The organism is Jeotgalibaca sp. MA1X17-3, from assembly GCF_021513155.1.
Classification (GTDB): Bacteria; Bacillota; Bacilli; order Lactobacillales; family Aerococcaceae; genus Jeotgalibaca.
In genome coordinates, this window is sequence record NZ_CP090983.1 from 1,733,859 (window position 1) to 1,745,864 (window position 12,006).

The 12,006-nt window shown below is 36.9% G+C and carries 22 protein-coding genes and 1 pseudogene; all 23 read right to left on the minus strand.

Annotation, left to right across the window (positions count from 1 at the left end; genetic code table 11):
* Positions 1-30 precede the first annotated feature (30 nt).
* Positions 31-198 (minus strand): hypothetical protein, encoded by a 168-nt coding sequence (locus LZ578_RS08605; RefSeq protein ID WP_235144766.1) that lies wholly within the window; start codon positions 196-198, stop codon positions 31-33.
* Positions 199-227: 29 nt separating this feature from the next.
* Positions 228-566, minus strand: a complete 339-nt coding sequence (locus LZ578_RS08610; protein ID WP_235144767.1) for a hypothetical protein — start codon at positions 564-566, stop codon at positions 228-230.
* A 2-nt stretch (positions 567-568) separates the two neighbouring features.
* Positions 569-1,216 carry a hypothetical protein gene (locus LZ578_RS08615; protein ID WP_235144768.1) on the minus strand — a complete coding sequence of 216 codons (648 nt, stop codon included), beginning with the start codon at positions 1,214-1,216 and terminating at the stop codon, positions 569-571.
* A 4-nt stretch (positions 1,217-1,220) separates the two neighbouring features.
* Positions 1,221-1,664: a hypothetical protein gene (locus LZ578_RS08620; protein WP_235144769.1), complete on the minus strand. Its 444-nt coding sequence runs from the start codon at positions 1,662-1,664 to the stop codon at positions 1,221-1,223.
* Positions 1,661-1,999 (minus strand): hypothetical protein, encoded by a 339-nt coding sequence (locus LZ578_RS08625; RefSeq protein ID WP_235144770.1) that lies wholly within the window; start codon positions 1,997-1,999, stop codon positions 1,661-1,663. Before LZ578_RS08625 ends, LZ578_RS08620 begins: the two co-directional genes overlap by 4 nt.
* Complete coding sequence (locus tag LZ578_RS08630; protein WP_235144771.1) at positions 1,996-2,352, minus strand: hypothetical protein; 357 nt, start codon at positions 2,350-2,352, stop codon at positions 1,996-1,998. The genes LZ578_RS08625 and LZ578_RS08630 overlap by 4 nt, the downstream gene beginning before the upstream one ends.
* On the minus strand, positions 2,327-2,638 hold the full coding sequence (locus tag LZ578_RS08635) for a head-tail connector protein (RefSeq protein WP_235144772.1): 312 nt from the start codon (positions 2,636-2,638) through the stop codon (positions 2,327-2,329). Before LZ578_RS08635 ends, LZ578_RS08630 begins: the two co-directional genes overlap by 26 nt.
* A gap of 10 nt (positions 2,639-2,648) precedes the next feature.
* Positions 2,649-2,864: a hypothetical protein gene (locus tag LZ578_RS08640; protein WP_235144773.1), complete on the minus strand. Its 216-nt coding sequence runs from the start codon at positions 2,862-2,864 to the stop codon at positions 2,649-2,651.
* Between the two features lie 16 nt (positions 2,865-2,880).
* Entirely contained in the window at positions 2,881-4,056 is a 1,176-nt protein-coding gene (locus tag LZ578_RS08645; protein WP_235144774.1) for a phage major capsid protein, read from the minus strand.
* Between the two features lie 4 nt (positions 4,057-4,060).
* A pseudogene (locus LZ578_RS08650) lies at positions 4,061-4,788 on the minus strand (head maturation protease, ClpP-related).
* Positions 4,772-5,836, minus strand: coding sequence for a phage portal protein (locus tag LZ578_RS08655; RefSeq protein WP_235144775.1), 1,065 nt, complete (start codon positions 5,834-5,836; stop codon positions 4,772-4,774). The pseudogene LZ578_RS08650 and the gene LZ578_RS08655 overlap by 17 nt, the downstream one beginning before the upstream one ends.
* A 110-nt stretch (positions 5,837-5,946) precedes the next feature.
* The gene (locus tag LZ578_RS08660; protein WP_235144776.1) at positions 5,947-6,243 is read right to left on the minus strand and encodes a hypothetical protein; all 297 of its coding nucleotides are present in this window, start codon (positions 6,241-6,243) and stop codon (positions 5,947-5,949) included.
* Positions 6,244-6,303: 60 nt separating this feature from the next.
* A complete protein-coding gene (locus LZ578_RS08665; protein WP_235144777.1) occupies positions 6,304-6,495 on the minus strand; it encodes a hypothetical protein in 192 nt (63 codons plus the stop codon).
* Between the two features lie 11 nt (positions 6,496-6,506).
* Entirely contained in the window at positions 6,507-8,165 is a 1,659-nt protein-coding gene (locus LZ578_RS08670) for a terminase TerL endonuclease subunit (protein ID WP_235144778.1), read from the minus strand.
* Positions 8,165-8,485: a P27 family phage terminase small subunit gene (locus LZ578_RS08675; RefSeq protein WP_235144779.1), complete on the minus strand. Its 321-nt coding sequence runs from the start codon at positions 8,483-8,485 to the stop codon at positions 8,165-8,167. The genes LZ578_RS08670 and LZ578_RS08675 overlap by 1 nt, the downstream gene beginning before the upstream one ends.
* Positions 8,486-9,227: 742 nt before the next feature.
* Entirely contained in the window at positions 9,228-9,644 is a 417-nt protein-coding gene (locus tag LZ578_RS08680) for a hypothetical protein (protein WP_235144780.1), read from the minus strand.
* A 150-nt stretch (positions 9,645-9,794) separates the two neighbouring features.
* Positions 9,795-9,977 carry a hypothetical protein gene (locus tag LZ578_RS08685; RefSeq protein ID WP_235144781.1) on the minus strand — a complete coding sequence of 61 codons (183 nt, stop codon included), beginning with the start codon at positions 9,975-9,977 and terminating at the stop codon, positions 9,795-9,797.
* The gene (locus tag LZ578_RS08690) at positions 9,974-10,180 is read right to left on the minus strand and encodes a hypothetical protein (RefSeq protein ID WP_235144782.1); all 207 of its coding nucleotides are present in this window, start codon (positions 10,178-10,180) and stop codon (positions 9,974-9,976) included. The genes LZ578_RS08685 and LZ578_RS08690 overlap by 4 nt, the downstream gene beginning before the upstream one ends.
* 23 nt (positions 10,181-10,203) lie before the next feature.
* The gene (gene ssb, locus LZ578_RS08695; RefSeq protein ID WP_235144783.1) at positions 10,204-10,677 is read right to left on the minus strand and encodes a single-stranded DNA-binding protein; all 474 of its coding nucleotides are present in this window, start codon (positions 10,675-10,677) and stop codon (positions 10,204-10,206) included.
* Positions 10,674-10,862: a hypothetical protein gene (locus LZ578_RS08700; protein ID WP_235144784.1), complete on the minus strand. Its 189-nt coding sequence runs from the start codon at positions 10,860-10,862 to the stop codon at positions 10,674-10,676. Before LZ578_RS08700 ends, ssb begins: the two co-directional genes overlap by 4 nt.
* On the minus strand, positions 10,859-11,092 hold the full coding sequence (locus LZ578_RS08705; protein ID WP_235144785.1) for a hypothetical protein: 234 nt from the start codon (positions 11,090-11,092) through the stop codon (positions 10,859-10,861). Before LZ578_RS08705 ends, LZ578_RS08700 begins: the two co-directional genes overlap by 4 nt.
* 85 nt (positions 11,093-11,177) lie before the next feature.
* The gene (locus tag LZ578_RS08710) at positions 11,178-11,360 is read right to left on the minus strand and encodes a hypothetical protein (RefSeq protein WP_235144786.1); all 183 of its coding nucleotides are present in this window, start codon (positions 11,358-11,360) and stop codon (positions 11,178-11,180) included.
* Positions 11,357-11,899: a DUF1642 domain-containing protein gene (locus LZ578_RS08715; protein ID WP_235144787.1), complete on the minus strand. Its 543-nt coding sequence runs from the start codon at positions 11,897-11,899 to the stop codon at positions 11,357-11,359. The genes LZ578_RS08710 and LZ578_RS08715 overlap by 4 nt, the downstream gene beginning before the upstream one ends.
* Positions 11,900-12,006: the final 107 nt, after the last annotated feature.

A 12,006-nucleotide genomic window follows, 5' to 3' on the forward strand; every position in this document is an offset into this window, starting at 1 on the left:
TATTCACCTCCTCATTATAAAAAAAGAGTTCTATAAAAAGAACTCCCTCGGGTTAGATGTTTCCATTACTTTTTCTTCATTTTTATCTGGCAGTAGCCCATTAAACTCTGCATGGCGATTTAATAAATCTGCTAGTGAATTTAAATCATGATCATATAAGAACTCGTTCAGAGGCATTTTAAAAAATTCTTTCGACAAAAAATAGAGGAAGTCCCAGTCGGGCTCCTCTACTTTCCCTCGCTCTTATCCTCTTCGTCTTTCTTTTCTGATTCGTTTTCCAACATAGACACTTGATAATTGGTGATAAAACGCATGATATCCACTGAATTGGTGTTTTCGATCACTTCAGCTTCAGTTGTTTCCAATCCATTTGCTCTTAGCACACACGTTACGAATTTAGCGCCATACAACACTTCATCTTTTCCATAGCCTTCTGCCCATTCGCTCTGACTCAACTTGAAATCTGATTTGAGAATGACCCAAACCGCATTATTAATCCGGTAGTTTTTTGGCTCACCGGTAATATCTGATTCAAACGTTTTTAAACTTTTTACAAATACGGACATGATTAGCCGCCCACTTTCTGTGCTGCAGTAGCAGTAGCGGTGTCGTACCATCCTTGAGTCAATAATTTGTCACGATCGTATTTTGTTTTATTTTCAGGAACAGCGAGATCCATTTGATGGTAAACCAATTCGTTTTCAGCGTCTCCTTTATAGACAGGAACAACTGCTTTAATAACGTACTGGCGTAATTGTTCACTGATATCTTCACGTTGTGTTTCGCCATTAATATTGACAGGACTTAAGGTACATTTCGTAAAGTTATAAATGATTTCATCGCCTGCAGTATCGGTAATCGGAATCGCTAAACGGAATGGTTTTTTCTTTGGATTCGTTGGCATGGACCAACCGCCCCCAACTTTAATCATTCCCTGCGCTTCTTCAGCAAATCCAGTTGGGAAGTAACCCGCATCCACTGTGATATTGGCAAACTTAACAGACGTTAAATTGTCGTGCAATTTATTTGATAGATAAATTTCTTTTTCTGCAATTTCAAGTGCCACCGCTACTTTATCTAATGAAGGTGTTTCGTAGACTGTTTCTGCATAGACTGGTGCTACATCTGGTGTATCCTCCGTTGTCATCATTTGTAAATACATGTTTCCGACACCGGTTAATAATGTTCTTTTTTCATACGTTTTTGTTGCTACCATAAATTTATGACACTCCTTTTTCTAATGTTTTTTGAATTGCTTTATAAAATTCTGGTTCAATGGCATCAAATGCCGGTCTTATGTGTGGTTTCGGAGAAACGTAAGTTGCTTTACTACTTGAATAAATTCTTGCCCGCTTTCCTTTTGAATTTCTACTCAATCGTATTCTGCCCCGTCGATTATCAAGTGCATGAAAGCCTAGCTCATGGAAATATAAATGAAAGTTGGGGCGTTGACTCCACCCCACATCCGTTCCTGTTTCCGTATCTTCCACTTCAATCCCACTGACACCTGCACCAGAGCGAACCAGTTTCTTTGACTGTGCAATTTGTCGCGCACGATCGCGCATTTTAATCGCATACTTCTTTGTTTCGGGTTTAATATCTTCTGCATTCTTGGCCAACTTATTTAAATCAGATTGAACGTCTTCAAAACCAAAGGATTTCATCCAATCACCTCAATCAGATAATCATAACTTCCGATTTCACTGTCGATATCGATGTCTGTGATTTCCATCCAATCTGTTGTGATAAATCCTCTTTCTTCTAGCAACGTTTCGATGTTGATTAAAGTCGCATCTGTTTCGACATCGAGTGCACGGTCTGAATAATACATCACCTGATAGCGTAGATAGCGATTGTGTTTTTTGTTACTTAAGCGACTTGATACGTTGGATACAAACGACATGACCATTTTAGGTAAAACAGAAGTGGTGGACTCGTTATAGCTGACAGGAATATTTGTCTTTTTTAGGATTTCATATATTTCTTTTTTGCTACTCATTTGTCCACCTCCACCAGACTGATTTCTGTTTCATCTTTTTTATAATTGTAGTAAGCACGAAAAATCTCAAACTCTCTTGTTCCAATAAAGGCGCGCCACCGCGAACTCACTTCTTGATTACCTGGTACCCCAATTTTTTTGGTGAGTGTCTTTTCAATGGCCTTTGCATTGAGATCCTCTTGACTGGTAATTCCTAATGTTCGCCACCATGATTTTAATTGCAGTGCATAGGTGTACTGGCCAGGAATCGGAGTCTCATATTCGTCTAGGGACGGGACTTTTTCGTTTAGTTCGACAATGCCATCGTTATACACTTGCTGGACCAACTCATTCGGTTTTAGGAATCGCATCATCCACAGGCACCTCCATCAAGCTAAAACCAAAACTGATAATTTGTGTTTGGAAGTTCTTATAAAAATACTCACTGGCACCTGCGTGCATATAGCGCACATAATCAAAAACAAGCTGCTTGCCTTCTTCATTCTCTAAATCAAACAACCCACACCACCTTTTTAAGGTAGCATGAGCTGTATTTAGTAATGATTTTAGGTTAGTATCATCCTCACTTGATACAATGTGAAGGTATGCTTTTAAATCGCTTAAATCGTCATTTATTTCCCTTTTGGTATCTTCTACCATAAGAACCCTCCTATTCTTTTTTAGAGGATTTTGTTTTGTCCGTTTTGTCTGTTTCGTCCTTGTTATCAATACGGGTCATGACTTTTTTAATATGGGGAAAGTTTTTAAAGATAGTCGTTTCAATTTCTTTTGAACGTTCAACGTTCATTTCAAACTCGTCACCTTTTTTAAAATCTTTTTTCTCTTTGAACCCTCTGAAATCAATATCTGCAACATATTTAGCCATTTATAAATCTCCTTTCTTAACCACCAACAACATCAGTAGGAATCGCGATATCGTAAACTTGAGCAGCATCATTGTTAGCAGGACGACCATTTCCAAGTAAATCTACTGCATATAGAGTTGCACGCTTCATCGCGAATGTTTCTTTATATACATATACTTTTTCTGCACGAGACTGACTTGCGTCATATTCTCCTTCGACAAAAGCAATCAACTTGTTAGCTGGAACATCTAACGATTCAATAATTCGATCTTGAGAGATAAATGGTAGATTGGTAACAAAAGCACCATTCGCATTTTGAGTAGTCACACGGGCTACAATCTCATAGTAGTTTACTGGATTCACAATTAAGTAAAGTTTTCCGTTTACCTTACGATATTCATCTGTTCCTGCATCTTCTTTATTAATTTTGTATTTATATTTAGCAGCACGAGTCATTACTCCAGCTAACTCTTTTACCATTGTTGCAGAATCTGCAAACGTTAAGGTTCCAGCAGAAGCTTTGTCTGGATAAACTCCCAACGTAACGGATCCATCTAAATCTTTCAATAAACCAATTGGCTTATCATCTCCGTCACCCGCAATGATTACTTTTTCCCATGCTTCAGCAATTGCTTCTTGTAAGCAAAGACGTACAAATCGGTCTACCCAACGTGGTCCTAAGTCCAATGTGTCATTGGAAATCAAGAAGAAAGCAGTTAGAGCAAGTTGAGTAAATTCAGATGCTCCAAACTCTGCATCCAATTGTCCTTCTAAATCTTTATGAAGCGGACCCCAAACGGCTACTCCTTTACGACGACCACGAATAATTTTTGTTTTCGCACTAGATGGTGCAAAATTAATAATTTTCAATAGTGGACGATCCGCTTGAATGTCTTCAAATACACGTTCTAAAATGGTTTCAGGCCATACGAGGTCTTTGTCAAATCCGCCTGCCTTTTCCGCTTCATTGTAGAATTGTGTTTCTTTTGCAGTGAGAACATGAATCCCACGCGCTTGTAAAATAGAGTTGTCACTCACGTCTTTAAGCTCCTCATGTTCAGCAAGGACTTGATTCCATTTTTCTGCTGAAACGGCTGTAACAAAATTCTCTAGTGCTGCATTTACCTGTTCTGGAGTAGCGTCATCTTGAGCAGAAATATTGTTAAAAGCAATTCTTGCATTCTTTGTTGTATCAGTAATTTTTAATGGCATATCTTTATTCCCCTTTTCTCAATCTATTTAGTAGTGATTTTGTTTGTGATTTATCTTGTTCTTTAGGTTTTTCAGGTGTTTCAACCGATTTTGTTTGTGCTGTGAAACGTTCCATCGCTTCAGCAACATGTTGATTAATAATTGCAGCGATATCAATCTGATCTTCAATGGCAACTTTTTTTGTTTGACTTCATTGGCAAAGCCGTATTGTACAGCTTCTTCTGCGGTGAACCATTTTTCTTCATCCATCCAGTTCGTCAATTGTTCTGCGGTCTGACCCGTCTTTTCTTTATAAATACTGATAATAGAATCATCAATTGTTTCTAATGCTCCTAATGTTTTCTTCAAGTCAGCTTTATTTCCCCAGGTAATCGTGCTTGCTTCGTGAATCATAAGGGAAGTACCTGTATTCATAATAGCCTCGTTTGCACCAGCAACGATAAAAGTAGCCGCACTTGCAGCAACTCCGGTTACTTCAACGGTAATATTGCTTGGGTGATCTTTTAAGTAGTTGTATATTTCGATTCCTTCAAAGACATCTCCACCATTTGAGTTCAGCTTAATGACAATATCATCATTGATTGTGTCTAAGTTTGTTCTTAACATATCAGCATCGATATATTTATCATCTGACCAACGGCGTTTCTGAATCACACCACTCAATACAAGGACATGCTTTCCATCCGTTGCTTGATTAGAAAATTCAAAAGGTATTTTATTCATTTTTGGCATGTTCATTTTCACCCCCTCTCTCGTCTAACGCTTCGATGTTTTTCGTTAGGTAATGTCGTTCCATTTCTGGAAGACCCGTTCTCTTGCGACCAAGCATTTCCAATACATCATCTGGTGTAAAGACAGAACTACCCACAATCTTCTCAATATCTTTTGCCATCTCAAATACATTGTTATACGTAAGTGGAGTGACGTTCGCAATCAAATCAGACTCATGGACACGACCAAAATATTTCTTGTTGATCTCCGTTGTAAGGACTTCGAATAAAGGACGAATCGCGTACTTAATTGCATTCTTTTCATGTTGCTCCACATCTGCTAAATCTCCTGTAAATAAAAGAGGCGACAACTGCAATGCGTTTGCTACCTTCGCTAAATAAATATTTTCTAGTTTTTGGATTTCATCTACAGAACGACCTAAATAATTATCAGACTTTTCTTCTAAGTCATACGCATCATTTCTTGGAGATACGACTACCGAATTATTTTTTAAAGCACTTGATAAACTTTCTAAATAGGATTTATATTTTTTCATTTCATCTTTATGACCATCAGGATTATTAATCCCTTTGAATTTTGTATAAATCCGTAGTTGGTTTTGTCGCATCTGTACATCAATCAAACGGCTGAATAATTTAGCATAGGAGTTGTCTAGCTGCTTCATAAGTTTGCTTAAGTTGCTATTGTAGTATTTGAAATGATATACCTCACTAGAATGAAATGTTTTATGTAGTTCCAGTCCATCGACAAAAATCGAAGAGTAACGTTTTTCTGCCAACACTTTTTCATCTACCGTAAAATTATCAGCGATGTACCACTTATTATTAATTTGGACAACTACTACTTCACCATCACAGATAAGTTGTCTCAACAGTTTCGCGCGGAAGTCTTTTGCGTTATCGTTATCGTTAGGTGCTACGTTTAATAAATAAGATAATTCATCATCACTTGTCCGAAAGTCAACTAGGTTTGCACTTGCTACTACTCGACCCAAAACAGTATCTAATGCTGACTGTTTGAGATGAACATTTTCAAAATCTTCAATCAAAAACTCCCACTCGCTTATGGGTGGAGTAAACATGTTTCTTAAATAACTGAATACACCAATCAGAATCACCACCTTTCATAGAATAAAAATAGCCACTATCTACTAGTGACTCAAGAAACAAAATTATTTTTTACTAAATATCCTTCTAGCAAAGCTTGCTGAACTGCGAGTACACCCTCTGCTCCCAATTTCTCAATATCAATATTGAAGTTCTTTTGAAGCATCTGCTTATTTTCTTTTTGACTCAACACGATTTTCATCGTGCTGAAAAGTAATGCTGCAACTTCATCTGTCGTAAATCCATTCAATGATAAATCAGTAATTAATTGTTCTTGAAAAGCATTTAGATCCTTTTCGTTAAATGTTTTTTCCATGTCTGCTAAGAAAGGATATTTTTCCTGGTCCATTTTCGAAAGCTCCTTCGTTTTCTAATTAATTATTTAACGGATAACTCCGAGATTAATGGATCACCTCCCGATGGCTGCACAATGGTCAACTTTCTTTTTATCAGGAGGTTTCTTTATTTTTCGTTTCTGCCAATTGTAGGCTATCTTGAGATGATTCAATGTCATATCATTACACTGCTGGTCATTACGATTATCTGCTTCTGTTAAACTCTGTTCGATGGCAAGAAGTACTTCTCTTATTTCTTCTGTCATAAAAACCCTCCTTAAAATATCCATGAGTCATCAAAATCGAATGACGATGGACCCGACTCTAATAAGTCATCACTTTTCCAAACAGCTAACATGAATGCCATAAAACCATCTATTTTTCTTCTTACTCGTTCTTTCTTTTTAAATACCAAGTTTTCATATTGATCTCTATCTACCCAAACGTTATTTGTATACCAATTCATCAAAGGGTTCATTCCCCAGGAAAGTAACTGCCTACTAAACAACGACTGAATTCTAATTCCTATTCCTGCAGCAATAGCTTTTGATTTATATACCACTATTACAGTAAATCCAACATCTTCTAACGCTTTTTGAACAATATCTTTTCGATAGTTATCAATAATGATCGTATCGAAGTCATATATCTGTCTCATGGAAACGTAGTAATCAACGATCAATTGAATATTTATATCGACATCATCCACAATTGTAAGTAACGGACCTCTTTTTGTTTCAAAATCAGGCTTGGACCATTCTTCAATAGGTGCTTCTAGTTGATAATTATCTAAAAAGGTTTGGCATACCCACGAATGAGTTTTCCAATAATACTTATCGTTATCCCGAAATAGCAATCCAGCTGCGACAAAGTCCTTGTTACTTGCAAAGTCCAACGAAGCAATAGCCTTCCACCCTTTCAAATCAGGTAAGTGTTTATTCGCTCGAAGAATATCCTTTTTATTGGCTACATCATTTTGTGAATCGATATCTGAATAGTTCATCCTTTTGACAACGAACTTAATCTTGTCGCCACCATATGGTAAATCTTTATAATCGGACTCTACTTCATCAAAAAGGATTTCTGCATATTCACTCATAGGCTGATGGAACATAGGATTCGCTTTTTCCCATAATTTAGAATCGTCCACTTCTTTTATATCGTCTAACTTACAAACAAAAGGAAAGAAGCTTAGATCATCAATCTTTCCTGTTAGGATATCCATACTGCGACGAAGTAAATCGTCATATACACCATCACGAACGAAACCAGTCGTTCCAATAAAGAACCGTCTGCTATAGGGTCGCTTACCAAAACCAGAAGTAAACACTTCGATAATATCATTTGTAGTGTACTCATGAATCTCGTCAAAAAAGATGCAACCCAAACGGGCTCCATCTTTTGTTTTTGCATTACTGGTATAGTATTTAAACCAATTTCGGTTAGATCGTGAAGTAATTTTAGAAACGTTGTGCTTAAAGAACTTTTGCAAAGGTTTGTTATCATCTACCACGTTAAAAACTTCTTCTACCGAAGTAGTTGCTTGGTCTTCAGAAGTAGCCACAATCCCAACGTTATATCCTTTTACTTTATGCCGTGGACTGATGAAGTAGGCACTCAATGCAGAAGCAAGTCCATTTTTACCAGCACCACGAGCAAGCGTCCAAAAGTGTTTATTAAAGACGACTTTCTTTTTCCCTTTATAAAATAGAAATACAAAAGCAATCAAGAATTTTTGAAACGGCTCTAATGTAAAAAACCATTTTTCTATGAAGCTGATGCAATCTTCAATCATTTCATCGTTGAACCACATATCATCTCGTGGATATATTTTTTCTTCAATCCACTTAATCAGTAAAATTCTCTCTTCGTTGAGCACAATTTTATCATCACGATATTGAGAGATATATTCATCCACATATTTTTGGCTGATCATTACACCAGCTCCTCATCATCGAGGGAGTTATCAGGAGTTGAGGGAGTGTCAGGTGAAACAATGCGAAAAGACTTCTCAATATTAAGCAATTGCGTATTGATTGCAGTCATTTTATCCAGCGCAGGATGTGCTTTTGTAAACTCTTGAGAAGCATTCACTGTTGTGATGGTCACTCCGTCTTTATTTACTTTTGCTCTTAGTTTTCTCATGGTCGAAGTCAACATACAGTAGCGATTCACCTTATCAACTTCAACTAAATCAGAATTATCAATATTAGCCAATAAGTACTCTTTTAACTTTTTTATGGACACCTCCGCCATCTAACCCCCCCTCTCAATGAATTTATTTTTGAAATTTTACCGGAGAGGCCTATGCACCCGCTGAACAGAACAATAAAATATCCTGAACCTTTTCACGGGGGTATCCTCACAGAAAAAACTTCTACCACCACTCGTCGTTGAACTTGGCCACACTCAATCCGTGTATGATGTTGTGCTTTGATTGTGTTACCGTGACGAGGTTGCTATCGTCCATTGCCAATGATGGATGGTACTCCAACGGTTTGATGTGATGAACAATTAGCTTCTCCTGGCACACACCACCCTCTGCCTTTGTCACTTGGCATTCGTAGTTGTCTCTTTCAAGAATTTGTTTCCGTTTGTTTCTCCACGTTTGAGATTGATAAAACGTATCTCGAACTGCAGGATCCTTGTATGTTGTATTCGTACTGGTTAACTTCGCTTGTTGGATTAAGTAGTCAAGGATGTGAACTCACCTCTTTGAATATAAATTAAAATAATAAAACATTTAAAATAAAAAGTATAAAAAGAATAAGGTTAAAAATAAATAAGCGCAAAGAAAAAGCAACCGAATAATTCAGCTGCTTTTTTAATCGTATATTAATTATCTCTAAATATAACAAAACCTCTCATACGCTTTGTGTGAGAGGTAATATGAAGGAGGATAAGGGAAATATCAAAGTGTTTCGAACTAGTTTGTAAATTCCCTTATACACATAATACCACTTGACTAGGTAGCAAAACGGACATAAAGCGGACATTTTTATTTAGGAAGTCCTAATTCATCTGCTATTTGTTCAAAGAACATATTTCGCAATCTTCTGCAATGTCGTTCACTGATCGGTATTTCCATTGCAATCCCCTGCCATGTTTTTGTTCTTGGTTTTTTAAAGTAAAACTCATGAATGATTTCATTAACTAAGTCGCTGGAATCTTCTAAGACACTACAGATAGCATTCTTATTCTCAATAATTTTGTGAAGTCGTTTGTCATCTGCAATAGAGATTGCTGCTCTTTCTGTTGGACTTCCTACTGTATTTGATCTTCCTCCTCCAATATTTTCATCTGCTTCTCTTTCCAAGGGATAGCGTAATTCTTCTTTCCGTTGATTAATATATTTATCGCTATCAGGAAATTCTCTAAGGATTTGTTCTATGTATACATACGTTCCTCTTTTCATTTACGCCTCCTGTATCTTTGCCAGTGCCTCTTCTGCACAACGAAACTCTACCAACCCATTATCCAACCGCACATAATACCAAGTATCTTTTTCGTAAGGAAGGATATGAATAATAAATCCTACTTGATTAGCATTTAACCCTCCGATGTATTAGCAGTTATACATATCTCTGAACTCAATACGAGTCATGATTCCTATTACCGTAAGACGATACCAATCAATTACTTTTGGCTCAGGTTCGTTCTCAAATCCAATGTATTCGCAGTGGATTCCAAATACCATCTTTGGTGGATACGGTCCATTCAACGGTTTCTTATACCAGTGATAGATCAAGTTCTCGCCTCCATTCCTCTCCACGCTATCCGTGTTAAACGTTGTATTTCAGAAGATTGCATAGCTCGCGCAGGAATAGTCTTCATACGGTTTAGAAAAGCTTTATCTTCTTCCAACGTTTCTTCTCCATTTGCTAAGAAGTCACGGTTACAATCCATTTCTACTTTCCCACGAACGACTGCTTTTTCTTGTTCTGATTTCATTACACTTCCTCCTAATTTTCATTTTAGAATGGCAAGTCATCATCTGAGATGTCAATTGATTGTCCACTGTTTAGAAATGGATCATCATCTTGTTCGGTTGAAGTTGTAGAGGACTGATTACTATGATAACTTTCTGTATTGCTTTGACTATTATCTCTTGGCCTTTGCTCTGTTACTTCTTTTGATTCTAATAATCTAAAATCTTTTACATTTACTTCTGTAACATATACCGTCTGACCTTGTTGGTTCTCGTACTTCCTTGTCTGTATGGATCCTTCTACACCAATCATGGAACCTTTCCTGGTAAAGTTTGCTAAGTTCTCAGCGGATTTTCTCCAAATCACACAATTGATAAAGTCTGTTTCTTTTTCCCCGCTTGCATTTTTAAATGGTCGTTCTGCAGCAATTGTAAAACTAGCTACGGCAGTACCATTTGAGGTGTATTTTAAATCCAATTCTCTTGTTAATCGTCCAACTAGGACCACATTATTTATCATGCACGTATTCCTCCTGTTACTTTCACTGTTTTAAAATTAAGATTTGCTTCGATAATCTTTCTTACGTTTTCTTCATTCACATCTTTAAAGTGATAAATATAAATGATGTTTTCAATAAGTTTAGAACTGAATGGATATTCTTTTGACAACTTCTCAGCAAGTTCTTTTATTTCTTCTTTGCTCACTTCTCTTCCTCCTCATTCAATCTTTCTAATAACACGATCATTCTTTTTTGACTCAAATACTTTTCTTCATACTCGCCTATTCTCGTGATCGTGTCATTTGCGTACCACTTGCTTTGTCTAAACAGACAAGCTGTATGATTTATAGTCAACTGGATGCTTCTTGTGTTTCGGTCTTCATATTTTTCAAAGGGGATTTTATATTCAAGTAGGTATTTTTCTAGTATGTTCATTCTTCTTCCTCCTCTAACGGAAAGCGAACTGGTTTCAATACCATATCCGCCCACTCGTCTGTAACTTGTTCTAAATTTTCTTCATTCATTCTGTTACCTCCATCGTCTTCCCGCCAATCAAGTTGGAAACCTTATCAGCATTTTCTTTTTCGGTAGTAAAAAACATCGATTCATTTTTATTCGCATAGTAAATTTTCAATCTTCCATCCCTATTCATTCTGAAACTTTTTAAGAAATTGTCTCCTACTTTTACGATATATAATTTCATTCCGTTACCTCCTCCGCAAATGCCCAATAGCGTTCGTCGATTGCTTTGATTTCTTGTTCGGTTAATTCAGCTACTTCAAAATCTGGGTCGATTACTTCGTCGATATAATAACCACCACCATTTGTCATGAGCGTCATTTTTTCGTTATAGCCAGATGTATGAGGGAAGATTACCCGATACAACTTTTCTTTCTCCACTTCGTAACCGTATTTAAGTGCCTGATATAGTTTTTCTTCGTTACCACTAAAAACCCAGTCACTAACATTAGTATTCGCTAAAGTTGTGTAATGCAGCTTGTGCCCTAAAATCAGAAAGAATCTTTCTGGAATCTCCGTGTGCCAGTCGATTATATTTGCTCTTTCTTCCTCAATCCAATCTGCCACAAACTGCGGAATAACTGGTTTCTTTGGTTGCGGTAACAATAAGTTTTTCAAGTCCGAAATTTCCACTGCATTCTCCATCGTATAAGACTTTGAGTGTTCATTTATCCATTCTTCGCTTAGTTTTTCCGGTTCGTCCATTTGGTCGATAAGGTCCATGATTACTCTACATGTGTGTTTCCTTTCCTGAATTAAAGGGTCGTAACATCTGTATTCTTGGTCTATCATTGTTTGCACCTTTTCTTTCAACCACGCTTTATCTTTTC

What these genes read in the sequence shown, in the direction of transcription:
- LZ578_RS08710 (WP_235144786.1), bottom strand. Translation starts at nt 11,360, where the DNA reads ATGAAATTATATATCGTAAAAGTAGGAGACAATTTCTTAAAAAGTTTC.
- LZ578_RS08705 (WP_235144785.1), bottom strand. Translation starts at nt 11,092, where the DNA reads ATGAACATACTAGAAAAATACCTACTTGAATATAAAATCCCCTTTGAA.
- LZ578_RS08640 (WP_235144773.1), bottom strand. Translation starts at nt 2,864, where the DNA reads ATGGCTAAATATGTTGCAGATATTGATTTCAGAGGGTTCAAAGAGAAA.
- LZ578_RS08670 (WP_235144778.1), bottom strand. Translation starts at nt 8,165, where the DNA reads ATGATCAGCCAAAAATATGTGGATGAATATATCTCTCAATATCGTGAT.
- LZ578_RS08690 (WP_235144782.1), bottom strand. Translation starts at nt 10,180, where the DNA reads ATGAAATCAGAACAAGAAAAAGCAGTCGTTCGTGGGAAAGTAGAAATG.
- LZ578_RS08675 (WP_235144779.1), bottom strand. Translation starts at nt 8,485, where the DNA reads ATGGCGGAGGTGTCCATAAAAAAGTTAAAAGAGTACTTATTGGCTAAT.
- LZ578_RS08660 (WP_235144776.1), bottom strand. Translation starts at nt 6,243, where the DNA reads ATGGACCAGGAAAAATATCCTTTCTTAGCAGACATGGAAAAAACATTT.
- LZ578_RS08615 (WP_235144768.1), bottom strand. Translation starts at nt 1,216, where the DNA reads ATGGTAGCAACAAAAACGTATGAAAAAAGAACATTATTAACCGGTGTC.
- LZ578_RS08680 (WP_235144780.1), bottom strand. Translation starts at nt 9,644, where the DNA reads ATGAAAAGAGGAACGTATGTATACATAGAACAAATCCTTAGAGAATTT.
- LZ578_RS08620 (WP_235144769.1), bottom strand. Translation starts at nt 1,664, where the DNA reads ATGAAATCCTTTGGTTTTGAAGACGTTCAATCTGATTTAAATAAGTTG.
- ssb (WP_235144783.1), bottom strand. Translation starts at nt 10,677, where the DNA reads ATGATAAATAATGTGGTCCTAGTTGGACGATTAACAAGAGAATTGGAT.
- LZ578_RS08645 (WP_235144774.1), bottom strand. Translation starts at nt 4,056, where the DNA reads ATGCCATTAAAAATTACTGATACAACAAAGAATGCAAGAATTGCTTTT.
- LZ578_RS08610 (WP_235144767.1), bottom strand. Translation starts at nt 566, where the DNA reads ATGTCCGTATTTGTAAAAAGTTTAAAAACGTTTGAATCAGATATTACC.
- LZ578_RS08635 (WP_235144772.1), bottom strand. Translation starts at nt 2,638, where the DNA reads ATGGTAGAAGATACCAAAAGGGAAATAAATGACGATTTAAGCGATTTA.
- LZ578_RS08715 (WP_235144787.1), bottom strand. Translation starts at nt 11,899, where the DNA reads ATGGACCTTATCGACCAAATGGACGAACCGGAAAAACTAAGCGAAGAA.
- LZ578_RS08625 (WP_235144770.1), bottom strand. Translation starts at nt 1,999, where the DNA reads ATGAGTAGCAAAAAAGAAATATATGAAATCCTAAAAAAGACAAATATT.
- LZ578_RS08665 (WP_235144777.1), bottom strand. Translation starts at nt 6,495, where the DNA reads ATGACAGAAGAAATAAGAGAAGTACTTCTTGCCATCGAACAGAGTTTA.
- LZ578_RS08630 (WP_235144771.1), bottom strand. Translation starts at nt 2,352, where the DNA reads ATGATGCGATTCCTAAAACCGAATGAGTTGGTCCAGCAAGTGTATAAC.